The 16,115-nt window shown below is 73.9% G+C and carries 12 protein-coding genes; 2 read left to right on the top strand and 10 right to left on the bottom strand.

The annotated features are described in order from the left end of the window. Window positions 1-368: 368 nt before the first annotated feature. Window positions 369-2,765 carry a hypothetical protein gene (locus N6H00_RS29685; protein ID WP_268974897.1) on the bottom strand — a complete coding sequence of 799 codons (2,397 nt, stop codon included), beginning with the start codon at window positions 2,763-2,765 and terminating at the stop codon, window positions 369-371. A gap of 397 nt (window positions 2,766-3,162) precedes the next feature. Between N6H00_RS29685 and N6H00_RS29680 the strand changes: the two genes are divergently transcribed. Next, window positions 3,163-3,516 (top strand): VOC family protein, encoded by a 354-nt coding sequence (locus N6H00_RS29680; protein WP_268974896.1) that lies wholly within the window; start codon window positions 3,163-3,165, stop codon window positions 3,514-3,516. Between the two features lie 238 nt (window positions 3,517-3,754). Here N6H00_RS29680 and N6H00_RS29675 read toward each other — a convergent pair whose 3' ends face one another. Together N6H00_RS29675 and N6H00_RS29670 are read right to left on the bottom strand one after the other, a co-directional pair. Beyond that, window positions 3,755-4,474: a Crp/Fnr family transcriptional regulator gene (locus N6H00_RS29675; protein ID WP_268974895.1), complete on the bottom strand. Its 720-nt coding sequence runs from the start codon at window positions 4,472-4,474 to the stop codon at window positions 3,755-3,757. Window positions 4,475-4,656: 182 nt separating this feature from the next. After that, complete coding sequence (locus tag N6H00_RS29670) at window positions 4,657-6,183, bottom strand: MFS transporter (protein WP_268974894.1); 1,527 nt, start codon at window positions 6,181-6,183, stop codon at window positions 4,657-4,659. 54 nt (window positions 6,184-6,237) lie between these two features. On the opposite strand from N6H00_RS29670, the gene N6H00_RS29665 reads away from it, so the two are divergent. Continuing rightward, window positions 6,238-7,290 (top strand): GlxA family transcriptional regulator, encoded by a 1,053-nt coding sequence (locus N6H00_RS29665; protein WP_443073077.1) that lies wholly within the window; start codon window positions 6,238-6,240, stop codon window positions 7,288-7,290. Window positions 7,291-7,506: 216 nt separating this feature from the next. Here N6H00_RS29665 and N6H00_RS29660 read toward each other — a convergent pair whose 3' ends face one another. The 7 genes from N6H00_RS29660 to N6H00_RS29630 all read right to left on the bottom strand — a co-directional run bounded on the left by N6H00_RS29660 (window position 7,507) and on the right by N6H00_RS29630 (window position 16,049). After that, window positions 7,507-10,131 (bottom strand): polynucleotide kinase-phosphatase, encoded by a 2,625-nt coding sequence (locus N6H00_RS29660; protein ID WP_268974892.1) that lies wholly within the window; start codon window positions 10,129-10,131, stop codon window positions 7,507-7,509. Beyond that, complete coding sequence (locus N6H00_RS29655) at window positions 10,128-11,810, bottom strand: 3' terminal RNA ribose 2'-O-methyltransferase Hen1 (protein WP_268974891.1); 1,683 nt, start codon at window positions 11,808-11,810, stop codon at window positions 10,128-10,130. The genes N6H00_RS29660 and N6H00_RS29655 overlap by 4 nt, the downstream gene beginning before the upstream one ends. Window positions 11,811-11,902: 92 nt before the next feature. Further along, entirely contained in the window at window positions 11,903-12,919 is a 1,017-nt protein-coding gene (gene mmuM / locus N6H00_RS29650; protein WP_268974890.1) for a homocysteine S-methyltransferase, read from the bottom strand. Between the two features lie 20 nt (window positions 12,920-12,939). Further along, window positions 12,940-13,863, bottom strand: a complete 924-nt coding sequence (locus N6H00_RS29645) for an LLM class F420-dependent oxidoreductase (RefSeq protein ID WP_268974889.1) — start codon at window positions 13,861-13,863, stop codon at window positions 12,940-12,942. Between the two features lie 18 nt (window positions 13,864-13,881). Then, entirely contained in the window at window positions 13,882-14,367 is a 486-nt protein-coding gene (locus tag N6H00_RS29640) for a DUF6099 family protein (RefSeq protein ID WP_268974888.1), read from the bottom strand. Between the two features lie 178 nt (window positions 14,368-14,545). Beyond that, window positions 14,546-14,908 carry a nucleotide pyrophosphohydrolase gene (locus N6H00_RS29635; RefSeq protein ID WP_268974887.1) on the bottom strand — a complete coding sequence of 121 codons (363 nt, stop codon included), beginning with the start codon at window positions 14,906-14,908 and terminating at the stop codon, window positions 14,546-14,548. Further along, window positions 14,892-16,049 (bottom strand): ATP-binding protein, encoded by a 1,158-nt coding sequence (locus N6H00_RS29630; RefSeq protein ID WP_268974886.1) that lies wholly within the window; start codon window positions 16,047-16,049, stop codon window positions 14,892-14,894. The genes N6H00_RS29635 and N6H00_RS29630 overlap by 17 nt, the downstream gene beginning before the upstream one ends. Between the last annotated feature and the right edge of the window lie 66 nt (window positions 16,050-16,115).

The following is a 16,115-nucleotide window of genomic DNA, read 5'->3' as shown; positions in this document are numbered from 1 at the left end:
CGGGCCTGCCAGGCTCGCCGGGCCTGCGGAACCCACGGGGCCCGCGAGGCCTGCCGGGCCTGTGGAACCCACGGGACCTGCCGGGCCCGCCGGGCCTGCGGAACCCACGGGGCCCGCGGGGCCTGCCAGGCCTGCCGGGCCCGCCGAACCCACCAGGCCCGCCGAACCTGCCGGACTCGCCAGGCCCGCCGAACCTGCCGGACTCGCCAGGCCCGCCGAACCCACCCGACCCGCCGAACCTGCCGGACTCGCCGGGCCCGCGGAACCCACGGGGCCTGCCGGGCTCGACGCCGTCGTGTCGTACGCGTCGTACGCGGTTTCCGTGGCGGCCGGGTTCTCTGTCTCTTTCACCATCGACGTCCTTCTCCTCACAGCGCCTCCAGTACCTCCCGTATCCGTGTGGCCGCCCCGGCGTCGATCGGCTCGTCGCCGTCCTGCGCCAGCCGGGGCAGAAAGCCGCACAACACCGCCAGCTGCCGCTCGTCGCCGGCCGCCCGCCGGATCCAGCCGACCAGCGCGTCCTCGGCCGCCCCGGCCGATCTGGCCCAGGTCAGGGCGGCCCGCAGCAGCTCGGCCAGCCGGGGTGCGCATCCGGGACGGGCCGCCAGCAGCGCCGTGGCCAGCGGCCAGGCGGCGTACGGCGCCAGCTCCGGCACCTCGCACAGCCCCCACAGATGCGAAGTGCGGGTGGTGACCGCGCGCAACACCGTCAGCAGCGCCAGGTCCCGGCGGGGCCGCCGGGTGTCGCGCAGCCAGTGGGTGAGCGCGGCCAGCACGGTCTCCGGTTCGGTCCCGGCCAGCAGCCGCAGCGCGCTGTACGAGGTGGTACGGCCCTCGTCGGCGCAGGCGATCCGGCCGAGTTCCTCCAGGGACGCCATGACCGAGCCCGCCGCCAGGCCGTAGCCGTGGGCGAGCGCGGCGGTCTCGCGCTCCCGCTCGTCGTCGCCGCGCGCCCAGTCGCGCAGCAGTCCGTTCACGGCGGGGCGCACCTCCGCGGCGCGGGATGCCTCGGCGAGGGCGGTGGCCGCCGCCATCCGCTGCACCGGGCTGTCCGTGCGGGCCAGCGGCAGCGCCAGCTCGACCAGGCCGTTGAGGTAGTCGCGGGCGCACAGCACGCCCGCGGCGACCGCCGCGCGCACCCACACCTGGGGGCGCGGGTCGTCGCACAGCGCGCGCAGCCAACGGGCCATCGGGCCGCGGAGGTTGTGGTGGGCGTCCCAGGACTCGTGGAGCACGGCGAGCGCCAGCCGCCGCCCCGCGAACCACACCGCGCGTACGGGCACCGAGGCGTCCCCGAGGTCCTCCACCCCGTCGCCGTGAACCGCGCGCGCCATGGCGAGCGAGGCCCCGGAGCGGTGGTCGAACAGCGGTCGGCCGGGGGCGTACTGCGGATCGAGCGTGACGACCAGTTCCCAGGTCAGCAGCTCGGCGGCCTCCGCCATGAGGCTGTGCGCCGCGCCGTTGAAGACGGCGAGGGCGATCCGCATCGCGGCGGCGCGCAGCGCGGGCAGCGCCGCGGGCAGATCACCGGGGCGCCCGGCCGCCAGGAACCACTCACGGGCCTGGTCCGGGGCGAACGACCGGCAGTGCTCCAGCAGCCGCTCCTCGGACAGCCCTCCCCCGGCGTACGCGGCCAGATGGCCGGCGAGCCGGGCGGCCTCACCGGGCCGTGGCTCGTCCAGGCCGAGCGCCTCGGCCAGTTCGGGACGTACGGCGGTGGCGCGGGCCGTCTCCAGCAGTCCGGTGGGGCCGTCGGCGAGCAGTTCGACGAGGTGGCGGTCGAGGACGTCGGCGGCGGCCGGGGGCTCGTACGGCACGGCGTGACGGCGGCCGCGCAGCAGCCGGTCGGCGGCCGGGCCGCCCGCGACCAGGACCACACAGAACGCCTCGCGCTCGGCGAAGTGGGCGCGCAGCCGGTCCAGCAGGAGTTCGGCCGCGAGGCCGGTGTGCGCGGTGCGCGGGGCACGCACGGCGTACTCGGTGTGCACGGCGTACTCGGCGTACTCGGCGTACTCGGCGTACTCGGCGTACTCGGCGGGGAGTTCGAGGAGATAGCCATGGCCGCGCTCGGTCTTCTCCACGCCGGGCGCCCCGTGCAGGATGCCGGGACCGAGCCGGGAGACCCCGCCGCCGGTCAGCTCGGACAGCTCGGCGAGGAGAGCGAGCCCGGTCCAGGCGCGGCCGGTGCCGGGTTCGCCGCACAGCGCCAGCAGACGGGTGCGGCGCAGATGGTCGCGCATCGCGGCATAGTTCGGGACGGTCCGGTACAGCCGGCGCAGCCGGTCCAGCTCCTCGCGGGGCACCGGGCCTTCCGGGAGCGGGTGGGGCGCCGGTTCGGCGCGGAGGCGGGCCGGGCTGTCGGCGATGTGCAGATGGGCGCACGCCTCGCGGGCTGTGCGGGCACCGCCCGGCAGGCCCGCCCCGTCCAGCGGGCCGCCTTGGGGGATGTCGAGCCGTCGTCCCGCCGCGTCCGCCGGGGGCGGTCCCCCCGAGTCCGCCAGCCGTCGTCCCGCCGCGTCCGCCAGTCGTGCCTCCGCATCCAGCGGGGGCCGTCGTCCCGCGTCCGCCACGGGGCGGCCCACCGAGTCCGCCGGGGGGCGATCCGCCGAGTCCGCCGGGGGCCGGCCCGCCGCGTCCACCAGGGGCCGGTCCACCGGGTCCAGCAGGGGCCGGCCCGCCGCGTCCGCCAGGGGGCGCTCCCCCGACCCCGCCGGGCGCCGTCTCCCCGAGTCCGCCGGGGCGCCCACGTCTTCCAGTGCGTTCATCGCCCGCCGTCCTTCATGCCGTGGCCCCCGTCTCCCACTGTGGTGTCGGGGTGCCGGTGAATGCCCGAAGCGGGCGGCGGGGTCTCTCCCCCTGCCCGCCCCGCCGCCCGTCTCCGGTGCGGGGCGCTGGGCCGTGCGCACCCCCGTCGCCCACGGTCCCGCGCCCTGTGCCGTCTCCAGGGTCGCGGGGGAGCGGCGGGACGGCTGTAGCCGTTTACACAGTCGCGGAAAACGCGTGAGGCATGCGCCCCCGCGATCGATCGCGGGGGCGCGAAGCGCCAAGGGTGGTTCAGTCGCGAGGCGGTGGCTCCACGAGGGGAAAGGCCGCTCCGGACCAGCCCGATGAGGGAGATTTAAATGACTGTTCTTCGCAGGCCGGCACGTCTAAGCTCGCCAAATGACCTTGGAATGGGAACAGGTAATCGTTCACTCGGCGGATCCGGCGGCCCTGGGCCAGTGGTGGGCCGAGGCTCTTGGCTGGGTTGTGGTCCACTCCTCCGATGACGAGTTCGAGATCCGTCCGGCGCCGGATCGCACTCCGGGGTTGGACTTCGTCCGGCTTGATGAGCCGAGGAAGGCCAAGAGCCGACTGCATCTCGACTTCAGGCCCGATGACCAGGACGCCGAGGTGGCTCGTCTGGTGGCCCATGGCGCACAGCGCGTTGACATTGGCCAGGGTGATCAATCGTGGGTTGTCTTGGCAGACCCCGAAGGCAACGAGTTCTGCATCCTTGGCCAGCGGCGGCAGTAGGGCTCACGCCTGACTGGGGTCGATGGTGGGGCATTCGGGACGGGCGGCGCGGACGTAGTGGATCGCGTGGAGATGCCGACGGCGGGCTGATCGACATGCACTGCCGTGGCCACGGCGATGTTCAAGGCCGCCACCGCCCGCGGTCACCGTTCGGAGGGGACCAGCGGTGCGGCCGGCCACGCGAGGGCGTTCAAGCGCCGAGGCGCACGGGCCGCATCGTGGGGCGCGTGGCGGGGGCTCAGTCGCGAGGGCTCGCCGGGATGTGTTCCCCCGTCGCACGGCCCTCGGCCAACAGCCGTAGCAGTCCGATGTCCGTCACCACGAAACGGCGCGAGGCGGTCCGGACGACGCCCTGGTCGCGCAGCAGTCGCAGCGCCTTGGCGACCGCCTCCCGGGTCGAGCCCACCGCGGCGGCGATGTCGTGCTGGGGCAGCGGCAGATCGACGGTGATGGCCCCGTCGGCGCCGGGGTGGCCGGTGCGCTCGGCGAGTTCGACCAGCCGGACCGCCAGCCGCTGAAGCACCCTCTCCGAGGCGAGCGAGCGCCGCTCGCCGTCGGAACTGCGCAGCCGGGAGCTGAACTGACGCATGATCAGTACGGTGGCGACGGGACGTGCGGCCAGATAGGCACGGAACCGGTCGCCGGAGACCACCACCGCCTCCATCCGGCCGAGCGCGGTGACGGTGGCGCTGCGCGAGCCGTGGTCCACCGCGGCCTGGTCGCCCACGACCTCGCCCGCCCCGCGCAGCGCCAGGATCAGCCGCACCCCGCGCTCGGTCTCCACCGAGACGGCGGCCCAGCCGGAGGTGATCGCGACGACGAAGGTCGTACGGTCGTGCTCGCGCAGCACGACCTCGCCGGGGGCGTAGGCCCGGGGCCTGCCGAGGGCGAGCAGCGCGCGCCGGTCCTCGGCGGGAAGCGCGTGCAGAAAGGGCCGTCCGTCCTCGAAGAGACTCATCCGCCCTCCCCGCTCAGCCAGTCGTCGTCATGCCTGCGGAGAACCGTCGCCATGCCTGCGGAGAACCCAGGGATCGCTCAGAACGCTAGGCAGCCGACGCGGGCACGTCAATGGTGCCGTACCGGGTCCGTACCCGTGCGGTCCCTGCCCGGTACGGACCGCATCTCCCCGTCACCCCCGCTTCACCCCTGGCCATCACGACCACCCGTACCCGTCCCCGTACGCAAGGCGGCACCCGCGACGGCGGCGAGCGCGGCGGTCACCGCCGTGAAGACCCAGCCCGCGCGCAGCGCGTCGAGCCCCGGCCGGGCGGCGCCACCGGTGATCACGACCAGCGCCGCGACGCCCAGGGCCGAGCCGCCCTGCCGGGACATCATCAGCACCCCCGACCCGAGGGACAGTTGACGGGCCGGAAGCAGTCCGGCGGCCGAGAACATCACCGGCTGGTAGAGCCCCGCGCCGATTCCGGTGAGCACCAGTCCGGGCATGCACTCCACGACGTAGTGCGCACCGTCGCCGCCCGCGAGGAAGAGCCACCACATCGGACCGGCGGCGAAGCACAGCCCGCCGACAACGGCCGTGGTCCGCTCCCCCAGCGCCCGGACGATCCGCCCCGACAGCATCGACACCACCAGGACGGTGAGCGGCCAGGGCGTGACGGCCAGGCCCGCACGGGACGTGGACCAGCCCCACGCCCCGGTGAACAGCAGGGTCGCGGCGAGGAGCGAGGCCGCGTAGGCGAGGAAGTAGCTCAGCAGGCCGAGCGCGGCGGCGGTGAAGGCACGGGTCCGGAACAGCGCCGGATCCACCACCGGGTCCGGGTGGCGGCGTACGTGGGCCACGGCCAGCGCGCCCACGGCCAGGCCGGCGGCGAGGAAGGCGAGGGTGGCCGGGGCGTCGTAGCCCCAGTCGGCGGCCTCGACACAGGCGGTGGTGAGGGATCCGGTGCCGAGGAGGACGAGCAGCGTCCCGAGCGGATCGAGGCGACGGCGCTCGCCTACGCGCCCGGTGCGGCGGCGCTCGTCGCCTACGCACCCCGGGCGCGGCAGCAGCCGTAGCCCGGCCACCCATGCCACGAGCACCACGGGCGGGTTGACGAGGAAGATCCAGCGCCAGTCGGAGGCGGCCAGCAGTCCGCCCGCCACCGGTCCCGAGCTGGCCGCGACCGCGCTCACCGCCGTCCAGACGCCGACGGCTGTGGGCCGTTCGCGCTCCGGGAAGGCGGGCAGGGCGAGCGAGAGGGAGGTGGGCACCAGGACGGCCGCCGCCGCGCCCTGCACCACGCGCGCCGCGATCAGCGAGCCGAGCCCGGGAGCGACCCCGCAGGCCACCGAGGCGAGTCCGAACAGCGCGATGCCGGTCAGAAACGAGCGCCGCCCGCCGATCGCGTCGGCCAGCCGCCCGGCGGGGACCAGCAGCGCCGCGAGCACGATGGTGTAGGCGTTGAGCACCCAGGACAGCTGGGCGGTGGACGCCGAGCGGAAGTCGGCGCCGATCGCGGGGAAGGCGATATTGACCGCGATCATGTCGAGCACGGCGAGGAACTGGGCCGCCGACGCGACGGCGAGGATCAGCCAGCGCCGGGGATCGGGAGCCGGAACGGGACCGGACCCCGGATCGGGACCGGACCCCGGATCGGGACCGGGAGCCGGATCGGGGGCGGCCGTGGGCGCACCGCTCCCCTGGGCCTTTGCGGAAGGGTTCGTCATGCCCATCCAGCATCGGCTCCGGGACAGGACGGAACGAGTGGCAGGAGTGACAGCATGCGGTACATTCCTGCCATGCCCGCGCGCCACCGGTCCATCGCCCTCGCCGTCACCCCGGGTATGCCGATCTTCGACCTGGCGGTGCCCTGCCATGTCTTCGGCACCGATCGGCCCGGACTCCCCGACCCCTGGTACGACCTGCGGGTCTGTGCGATCGGACCGGGTGGCGAGGGAGCCGGTGACCCGGTCGCCGCCCGCTCGTGGTTCGCCGCCCGCACCCCGTACGGCACCGAGGAGTTGATCTCGGCGGACACGGTGATCGTCCCGGCCTCGGCCGATGTGCGCGGCGATCCGCCCGAGGAGCTGATCGACGCGCTGCGCGAGGCCCATCGGCGCGGCGCCCGCATCGTGTCGCTGTGCTCGGGCGCGTTCACCCTCGCCGCGACCGGACTTCTCGACGGCCGTACGGCGGCCACCCACTGGATGTACGCGGCGCTGTTCGCCGAGCGCTATCCGGCCGTGCGGCTCGATCCGTCCGTGCTCTACGTCGACCACGGCGACGTACTGACGGGGGCGGGCTCCACCGCCTGCATCGACGTCTGTCTGCATCTGGTGCGCGAGGACTACGGCAGCGAGGCGGCGAACACCCTGGCCCGGCAGCTCGTCGCACCCGCCCACCGGCCGGGCGGCCAGGCCCAGTACATCGAGGCGCCGCTGCCGGAGCGCACCGACGACTCGCTCGCCCCGCTGCTGCACTGGGCCGCCGAGCGGCTCCACGAGCCGCTGACCGTCGCCGACCTCGCCCGCCGCGCCCACACCAGCCCGCGCACCCTGACCCGCCGCTTCCACTCCGCCACGGGCACGACACCGCTGCGCTGGCTACAGGCCCAGCGGATCGCACGCGCCCGTGAGCTGCTGGAGAGCGGCGATCTTCCAGTGGACCGGATCGCGGAGCTGTGCGGGCTTGGGACGGCGGCCAACCTGCGCCGCCACTTCACCCGGGCGGTGGGGGTACCGCCACACGACTACCGCCGCGCATTCCGGGCCCGCGAGTCCCGGCCCCTGGCCTGGTCACGGCCCCAGGAGTCACGGCCCCAGACGGCCGTCTGACACCTGACCGCCGGCCGCCGGTGGCCGGGCCGGAACCCGGAGCCACGGCCAGGCCGAGGGCCGGACCGGGCCCCAGAACGGACACCGGAGCCGGACCGCAACCGCGCCGGAGCGGAGGCCGAAGCCAGGCCGGAGCGGGACCGGAGCCAGGCCGCAACCAGACCGCAGCCAAGCCACAACCGGGCCGGAGCGGGCCCCGGCCGCGGAGGCCGGCCGCTACAGTCTCGGGTCCACCGGCTCGGACTCCAGGGCGAGGACCGCGAATACGGCCTCGTGGACGCGCCACAGCGGTTCGCCCTCCGCCAGTCGGTCCAGCGCTTCCAGCCCCAGCGCGTACTCCCGCAGGGCGAGGGAGCGCTTGTGGCCCAGATGGCGCTCCCGCAGCCGCGCCAGGTTCTCCGGGCGGGTGTACTCCGGGCCGTAGATGATCCGCAGATACTCGCGGCCCCGGCACTTCACGCCCGGCTGGACCAGCCGGCCGTCGCCCTTGCGGACGAAGCCCTGGAGGGGCTTGACCACCATGCCCTCACCGCCCGCCGCCGTCAGGTCGAGCCACCACCGCACCCCCTCGGCGACCGATGCCTCGTCCTCGGTGTCGACGATCAGCCGACGGGTGGGGACCAGCATCCGGGCACCGTCGGCGTCGGAGGCCGGCTTCTCGGCCTCGATCATCCGGTCGATCAGGGCGAGCTGCTGATCGTGCGGAAGCGCGGTGGCGAGGTTGCGGCCCTGGACGGCCAGGATCTGGAACGGCGCCAGCCGGATACCGTTCAGCCCGTCGACCGGCCAGCAGTAGCGCCGGTAGGCGTCGGTGAAGGCGGCCGCGTCCGCCGCGCGTTCACGCTGCTTGCCGAGCAGGGCGGACACCTCGACACCGCGCGCCTCCGCCCCCTCCAGCGCCGCGAGGACGCCGGGGAAGACGGCGCGGGAGGCGGCGCCCACCGCCGCGTACTGGTTGCGCAGCAGTCCCTCGGCCTTGAGCGACCACGGCATCAACTCGGCGTCCAGCAGCACCCAGTCGGTGTCCAGCTCCTGCCACAGCCCGGCGTCGTCGAGGGCGCGGTTCAGCCGGCGCAGCACGGTCTCCGTGAGCGCCGCGTCGTCGAAGAACGGCCGTCCGGTGCGCGTGTGGACCGCGCCGGAGACGCCGTCCGGTGCGCCGAAGCGCTCCCGTGCGACGTCCGCGTCACGGCAGACCAGCACCACCGCGCGGGAGCCCATGTGCTTCTCCTCGCAGATCACCTGGCGCACCCCGTCCGAGCGGTAGGCGGCGAACGCCTCCGCCGGATGTTCGAGGAAGCCCCCGTCGGCGGCTCCACCGCCGGAACCCTCCTTGGAGGTGGCGCTCGGCGCCATGGTGGGCGGGAGATAGCCGAGCAGCCGAGGGTCGACCGCGAAACGGCTCATGACCTCCAGCGCCGCCGCCGCGTTCTCCTCCTTGACCGCGATCCGGCCCATGTGGCGGGTCTCGACGACCCGGCGGCCCCGCACATCGCTCAGGTCGAGCGGGCGGCCGTCGGCGCCGCCGGGGGCCTCGGTGGTCAGCGGTTTGACCGGTTCGTACCAGACCCGCTCGGCCGGGACGTCCACCAGCTCGCGCTCCGGCCAGCGCAGCGCGGTCATCCGGCCGCCGAAGACACAGCCGGTGTCCAGGCAGATGGTGTTGTTGAGCCAGGAGGCGCGGGGGGTGGGGGTGTGGCCGTAGACGACGGCGGCGCGGCCGCGGTAGTCCTCGGCCCATGGGTAGCGCACGGGCAGGCCGAACTCATCGGTCTCCCCGGTCGTGTCCCCGTACAGGGCGTGCGAGCGGACCCGGCCGGAGGTGCGGCCGTGGTACTTCTCGGGCAGCCCGGCGTGACACACCACCAGCTTCCCGCCGTCCAGCACATAGTGGCTGATCAGCGAGTCGACGAAGTCCCGCACCCGGTCCGCGAAGCCCGGGTCGGCGGCGTGCTCCCGGTCCAGCTGCGCCACGGTCTCGGCGAGGCCGTGGGTGAGCTGGACCTTGCGGCCCTTGAGATAGCGGCCGAGCTTGTTCTCGTGGTTGCCGGGCACGCACAGGGCCGCGCCGGAGGCGACCATGCCCATCACCAGGCGCAGCACCCCGGGGCTGTCGGGGCCGCGGTCGACGAGGTCACCGACGAAGACCGCCGTACGCCCCTCGGGGTGGGCGGCGTCGACCGGGCGGCCGAGGTCGTCGCGGCGCAGGGCGTAGCCGAGCTTGCCCAGCAGGGTCTCCAGCTCGGAGCGGCAGCCGTGGATGTCGCCGATGATGTCGAACGGGCCGGTGAGGTGGCGCAGATCGTTGTAGCGGCGCTCGGTGACGATCTCCGCGGCCTCGACCTGTTCGACACCGCGCAGGATGTGCACCTTGCGGAACCCCTCGCGCTCCAGGGACTTCAGGGAGCGGCGCAGCTCACGGCGCTGGCGGGGGATGACATGGGCGGGCAGCGCGGCGCGGTCGGGGCGCTGGGCGTTGCGCCGGGCGCATTCACCCTCGGGGACGTCGAGGACGATCGCCACGGGCAGCACGTCGTGCTCGCGCGCGAGCCTGATCAGACTGCGGCGGGCCTCGCTCTGGACGTTGGTGGCGTCCACGACGGTCAGCCGTCCGGCCGCGAGCCGCTTGCCCGCGATGTAGTGGAGGACGTCGAAGGCGTCGGGGGTGGCGCTCTGGTCGTTCTCGTCGTCGGCGACCAGTCCACGGCAGATGTCGGAGGAGACGATCTGGGTGGGCAGGAAGTGGCGCCGGGCGAAGGTGGACTTGCCGGAGCCGGTGGTGCCGATGAGCACCACGAGGGACAGGTCGGGCACGCCGATGGGGCGCTTGTCCTCGGTCATGCTGCTGCCTCCTTCGCGGCGGTCGCGGTGGCCGCGGCGGTCGCGGCGGCGGCCCCGGTGGCCGCGCCGGCCCCGGTGGCCGTCCTGGTCTCGGTGGCCGTCCTGGTCACGGTGGTGCGGTCAACGCGTTCGGTGCCTCGGGTGCCCGTGCCGTCGCCGCCGCCCTGGGCGCCGATCCGGAACAGCGCGAGCTGGGTGGGCGGGCCGACCTCGGGGTCCTCCGGGCCGACGGGGCGGAACTCCACCGTGTAGCCGTGCCGTTCGGCGACCTGTCCCGCCCAGGCCCGGAATTCCTCCCGCGTCCACTCGAAACGGTGGTCGCCATGACGCATCCGCCCGGCGGGCAGGGTCTCCCAGCGCACGTTGTACTCGACGTTGGGCGTGGTCACCACGACGGCCTTGGGCCGTGCGGCGCCGAACACCGCGTGCTCCAGCGCGGGCAACCGGGGCGGGTCCACATGCTCGATCACCTCGCTGAGGACCGCCGCGTCATATCCGGTGAGCCTGGAGTCGGTGTAGGTGAGCGCGCCCTGGGTCAGCTTCAGCCGGGCCGACTGCCGCTCGGGCATACGGTCCAGCCGCAGCCTCCGCGCCGCCTCGTTGAGCGCGCGCATCGACACATCGACACCCACGATCTCGGTGAACCGCGCCTCCTTCAGCAGCGCGGCCAGCAACTGGCCCTGGCCGCAGCCGAGATCGACGACCCTTGCCGCCTCGACCCCGCGCAGGGCATCGAGTATCGCCTCCCGCCGCCGTACCGCCAGCGGCACCGGGTTCTCGGGACTCCCGTCGCCTTCACCGCGTTCGCCGCCTGCGCCGCCCGCATCCCCCTCTCCCCGCATCTCTCCCTCCATCAGCTCGGCCGCCGGTTCGCCGACGGCGTTGTCGATCTCCTCCGCCTGGGTGTCGTCGGTCTCGGCGAGCCGCGCCAGCTCCAGACGCTCCAGCGCACTGCGCGTCAGCGACCAGCGCCGGGCCAGATAGCGGTTGGTGATCAGCCGCTGCTCGGGGTGGTGCTCCAGCCAGCCCTCGCCGGAGCGCAGCAGCTTGTCCACCTCGTCCGGGGCGACCCAGTAGTGCTTGGCGTCGTCGAGCACGGGCAGCAGCACATACAGATGGCGCAGCGCGTCCGCCAGCCGCAGCTCACCCTCCAGCACCAGCCGTACGTACCGCGAGTCGCCCCACCGCGGGAACTCCTCGTCCAGCGGCACCGGCTCGGCCGTCACCTGCCAGCCCAGCGGCGTGAAGAGCCGCTCGACCAGGGCGGCACCGCCGCGGGCGGGCAGCGCGGGCACCTCGATCCGCAGTGGCAGCGCCCGCTCCGGCAGCTCGGGCCGGGCCTTGCACTGTCCCCTCAGCGCGCTGGAGAAGACCGCGCTCAACGCGGTGGCCAGCAGTGAGGAGGCGGCATAGGGGCGGTCGTTGACGTACTGGGCGAGCGCGGAGTCGGGGGCACCGCCCCGGCCCTTGCCACGGCCCCGCCGCACCAGCGCCACGGGGTCCACCTCCAACAGCAGCGCCGCGGTGCATTGTTCGGCGGTCGCCTCGGGGTAGAGGACGTGTGCGGTGCCGTGGGAGGTCGAGAACCGCTGCGCCTTGTCGGGATGCTTGTGCAGCAGGAACCCGAGGTCGGTCGCGGGGCGCTCGGCGGTGCCGGTGGTGGTTATCGTCAAGAACACCCGTCCGAGTATCGCCGGGCGAAGCGCCCGTCACCTAATGGTTTCTCACCACGGCACCCCCAACGTTTCCCACCACGGCACCCCAGGACTTCTCACCACGGCACCTCGTGGTTTCTCACCACGGCCGCCAGCTCCGCGATCCGCTCCGGACCCACCCGGCAGCAGCCGCCGATGAGCCGCGCCCCCGCGTCGTGCCATGCGCTCACCCGCCCCGGGTCGAAGGTCGCCCGGCCGCGCCAGCTCGATGTCGCGGCATCCCACTCCTCTCCGCTGTTCGGATAGACCACCACCGGCTTGCCGGTGGTGTCGGCCGCGATCTCCACGGCCCGGTCCGCGTCGCCCGGCTCACAGCAGTTGACGCCGACGGCGATCACCTGGTCGGCCCCCGCGGCCAGGGCGAACGCGTCCCTCAGGGGCTGCCCGGCCCGGGTGGCCTCCCCCGCGATGCTGTAGGAGAGCCATACCGGCACCCCGCATCCCTCGACGGCGCTCAGCAGCGCCGCGGCCTCATCGGCGTCCGGCACCGTCTCCAGCGCCAGCACATCGGGCCCGGCCGCGGCCAGCGCCTCGATCCTCGGCCGGTGGAACCGCTCCAGCTCGGCCACGCTCAGTCCGTACCGCCCGCGGTACTCGCTGCCGTCCGCCAGCATCGCCCCGTAGGGGCCGACGGAGGCGGCGACCCACACCGGCCGCGCGCCCCGACCACCCGCGGCCGCCCCCTCGGCAGCAGGCCGCTCCGCAGCCGCCCCCTCGGTAGCCGCCCCCTCGGCAGCAAGCCGCTCGGCAGCCGCCCGCTCCGCCCCCGCGCGCGCCAGCTCGACACTGCGCCTCAGCAGCGCCGTGGCCTCCTCGTGGCCCACGCCCCGGTGGGCGAAGCCCTCGTAGGTGGCCTGGTAGCTACTGGTGATGAGCACCCGTGCGCCCGCCCGTGCGTAGGCGGTGTGGGCCGCCTCGATCTGCGCCGGGTCATCGGCCAGCAGCCGGGCCGACCACAGCTCGTCGGAGAGATCGCAGCCCTGTGCCTCCAGCTGGTTGGACAGCCCGCCGTCGAGAACGAGCGGTCCACGCTCCAGCGCGGCGGCGAGGGGCGGACGGGGTACGGACGTCACGGGTGCTCCTGGTGGTTTACTCAGCCCAGCTGGGCCTGGACCTGTGAGGAGATCAGCTCCAGGTGGTCGAGGTCGGTCAGGTCCAGCATCTGGAGGTAGATCCGGGAGGCGCCCACCTCCGCATAGCGGCCGATCTTGTCGACGACCTCGGCCGGGGAGCCCGCCAGCCCGTTCTCCTTCAGCTCCCCGACCTCGCGTCCGATGGCCGCGGCCCGCCGGGAGACCTCGGCGTCGTCCTTGCCCACGCAGGCCACGAGCGCGTTGGAGTACACCAGGTCGTCGCCCTTGCGGCCGGCGGCCTCGGCCGCCTCCCGCACCCGGCCGAACTGGCGCTCGCTGTCCTCGACCGAGGCGAACGGCATATTGAACTCGTCCGCGTACTGAGCGGCCAGCCGCGGGGTGCGGGTCGCCCCGTGGCCGCCGATCAGCACCGGCACCTTGCTCTGCGCGGGCTTGGGCAGTGCCGGGGAGTCCACCAGCTGGTAGTGGGCACCGCCATAGCCGAAGGTCTCGCCGACCGGGGTCTGCCACAGCCCGGTGACGATGGCCAGCTGCTCCTCCAGCCGCGCGAACTTCTCCTTGGGGAAGGGGATCCCGTAGGCCCGGTGCTCCTCCTCGAACCAGCCCGCGCCCAGGCCCAGCTCGACTCGGCCACCCGACATCTGGTCGACCTGCGCGACCTGGATCGCCAGCACACCGGGCAGCCGGAAGGTGGCGGCGGTCATCAAGGTGCCCAGCCGGATCCGCCGGGTCTCGCGGGCCAGCCCGGCCAGGGTGATCCAGGCGTCGGAGGGACCCGGGAGGCCGTCCACGCCTCCCATGTGCAGATAGTGGTCGGACCGGAAAAAGGCGTCGAATCCGAGGTCCTCGGTGGCCTTGGCGACGGTGAGCAGGGTGTCGTAGGTCGCGCCCTGCTGGGGCTCGGTGAAAATGCGAAGATCCATGGCCCCCATCCTGCCTCCTCACGCGGCACCGCCCCACTCCCCACCCCACTCCCGGAACGTGAGGTGCCTGAGCATCCCGTGCACCCGGTCCCTGGCCTCGTCCGCCGCGTCGATCGCCTCCACGCACTGCCAGTACAGCGCCTCCTCCTCCGTGTTGGAGGCGACGCCGACCAGCGCGAACCCCGCCTCCGCGAGCAGATCCCCCAGCGCCAGCAGCACCTCCCTCGGATCGCGCACCTCCGTCAGCTGCGCGGCCCGTAAGCGCCCGCCGCGCAGCGTCGGGTAGTGCAACGCCGGGTGGAACAGGGCGCCGCGCGCCCGCCCGCCCGCCTCGCACAGACCGCGCGCCTCCGCTCGCGCGGCCGCCGGTCCGCTCACCACGAAATATCCGCCGACCGCCTCGGCCAGCGCCTGAACCTGCCAGGCTTCGGCCACGATGTCGTGCACGCTCCCGGCCTTCGCCAGGGCGTGCCGGGTGACACCGATCAGCCGCATCGCGTCCATTCCCCGCACCCCTCTCAACGGATCTCAACGGACTTTCCGCACCCGTCACTCCTCCACTACCCAGAGTGATGACTGTCAGGCCGAAAAGCTAGGGGAATTCAGGAATCTGTTGACAACAGTTGCGATGTGGATAACTTTTTCACTACGGAGAGTGACGAAGCGGGCTGCAAGCGGGCTGTCAGCGCCTCTCGTTCACCGGAAACCGCCCCTCGTTCCGGTCGATCTTCGCCGAGAGCGCGGCGAGCGCGTCGATCCCGAGCACCTCGCAGAACTGGAGCAGATACGCCAGGACATCGGCGACCTCGTCCTCGACCCGGGCCGCCGCGTCCTCGTCCTCCATCACCCGCGCCGACTGCTCAGGCGTCAGCCACTGGAAGATCTCCACCAGCTCCGACGCCTCGACGCTCAGCGCCGCCGCGAGGTTCTTGGGGGTGTGGTACTGCTGCCAGTCGCGAGCCGCCGCGAAGGCGGCCAGCCTGCGCTGGAGCACGGCCACGTCCAGGCCGTCGGTTCGTCGCTCGCTCTCATAGGACTCGCTCACGCCCCAGGTTTACCACCGTGACGGGGGCGTCCCCGACCGCCCCCGTCACGTCCCCCACCGTCCCCACCAGCCGGATGTGCCCCCGTGCGCACATCCGGGCCGCCACCCCCAGCAGTTCCCGTGCCTGCCGCCGGTCCAGACACCGGTCGAAACCGTCGGCCAGCACGGTCAGCACCTGCCGCGCGGGGAGCACATCGGCCGCCGGGTCCACGGCCAGCACGCCGGGCCCGGTCAGCAGCACCAGCGCGAGCGCGAGATACCGCAGCTCGCCGTCGCCCAGCCGCTCCACGGGCATCGCGCCGAGCTCCCCCTGCTCGACCAGGGCCCGCACCGCCCCGTCCGCGTGCCCCTCCGTGACCAGGCCCTCCACCGGTCCGGCGCATCCGGCCCGGACCGCCGCGACCAGCGCCGCATGCCGCGTACCGCACTCCCGGCTGGTCCGCCGCAGCACCGCCGCCAGGTTCTCGCAGCCGCCGCGCAGCCGCCCGTCCCTCGGCGCCGCCGGCGCCCGCATCCGCTCCGGCCGCGGATCGCAGGGGAAGACCGAGCGCAGCGCGATGACCACCTGTTCGGCGGCGGCCAGCGCGAGCCGCTGCCCCTCCGTGGTGCCCGCCACCCGCAGCGGCAGCAGCGAGGTCGCGAGCCGGTCGTCGGGCAGCGGGGCGCGGGTCACCGCGACCGCGCCGGCCGTGTGCCAGGCGGCCTGCACACAGCGCCGCCCCGGGTCGCGCAGCGCCGTCTCCAGCAGGGTCTCCCCCGCGCCCGTCATCCGCTCGCCCACGATGCGCAGTTCGGGTTCGGCCTGGACGGCGACATCGAGCTGTACCGGCCCGACCGGGCCGTCCACGGTGCAGCCGATGCGGAAGCCTCGCCGCCCCTGCCGGTCCGGCCGCGCCCGGCGCGGGATGTACGCCGCCGGATCGCGGAACACCTCCGCGAGCCGGGCGCCGCTCGCAAGCCGCGCGAGCGCCGTGTACGCCTCCAGCACACCGGACTTACCGCTGCCGCTCGGCCCGGAGATCAGGGTCAGCGGACCCAGCCGGAAGGCGGCACGGCGGTGGGTCTTGAAGGCCGACAGCCTCAACTCGGAGACCACGGGCCGCAGTTCGGTCCTGGCGGGCAGCAGCCCGGATACGCTCATGCCCGGGAACATATCTGTGGCACATACCGCCGAACCGTTACGCCTTCCGTATCTTCCTACCATCGG

Source organism: Streptomyces sp. S465, from assembly GCF_026898115.1.
GTDB lineage: Bacteria > Actinomycetota > Actinomycetes > Streptomycetales > Streptomycetaceae > Streptomyces > Streptomyces luomodiensis.
This window is presented reverse-complemented; position numbering and strand designations above follow the sequence as displayed.

Excerpts from the sequence above, each read along its gene's own strand:
- N6H00_RS29680 (WP_268974896.1), top strand. The coding sequence starts at position 3,163 with ATGACCTTGGAATGGGAACAGGTAATCGTTCACTCGGCGGATCCGGCG.
- N6H00_RS29675 (WP_268974895.1), bottom strand. The coding sequence starts at position 4,474 with ATGAGTCTCTTCGAGGACGGACGGCCCTTTCTGCACGCGCTTCCCGCC.
- N6H00_RS29670 (WP_268974894.1), bottom strand. The coding sequence starts at position 6,183 with ATGACGAACCCTTCCGCAAAGGCCCAGGGGAGCGGTGCGCCCACGGCC.
- N6H00_RS29640 (WP_268974888.1), bottom strand. The coding sequence starts at position 14,367 with ATGGACGCGATGCGGCTGATCGGTGTCACCCGGCACGCCCTGGCGAAG.
- N6H00_RS29660 (WP_268974892.1), bottom strand. The coding sequence starts at position 10,131 with ATGACCGAGGACAAGCGCCCCATCGGCGTGCCCGACCTGTCCCTCGTG.
- N6H00_RS29630 (WP_268974886.1), bottom strand. The coding sequence starts at position 16,049 with ATGAGCGTATCCGGGCTGCTGCCCGCCAGGACCGAACTGCGGCCCGTG.
- N6H00_RS29645 (WP_268974889.1), bottom strand. The coding sequence starts at position 13,863 with ATGGATCTTCGCATTTTCACCGAGCCCCAGCAGGGCGCGACCTACGAC.
- N6H00_RS29685 (WP_268974897.1), bottom strand. The coding sequence starts at position 2,765 with ATGAACGCACTGGAAGACGTGGGCGCCCCGGCGGACTCGGGGAGACGG.
- N6H00_RS29665 (WP_443073077.1), top strand. The coding sequence starts at position 6,238 with ATGCGGTACATTCCTGCCATGCCCGCGCGCCACCGGTCCATCGCCCTC.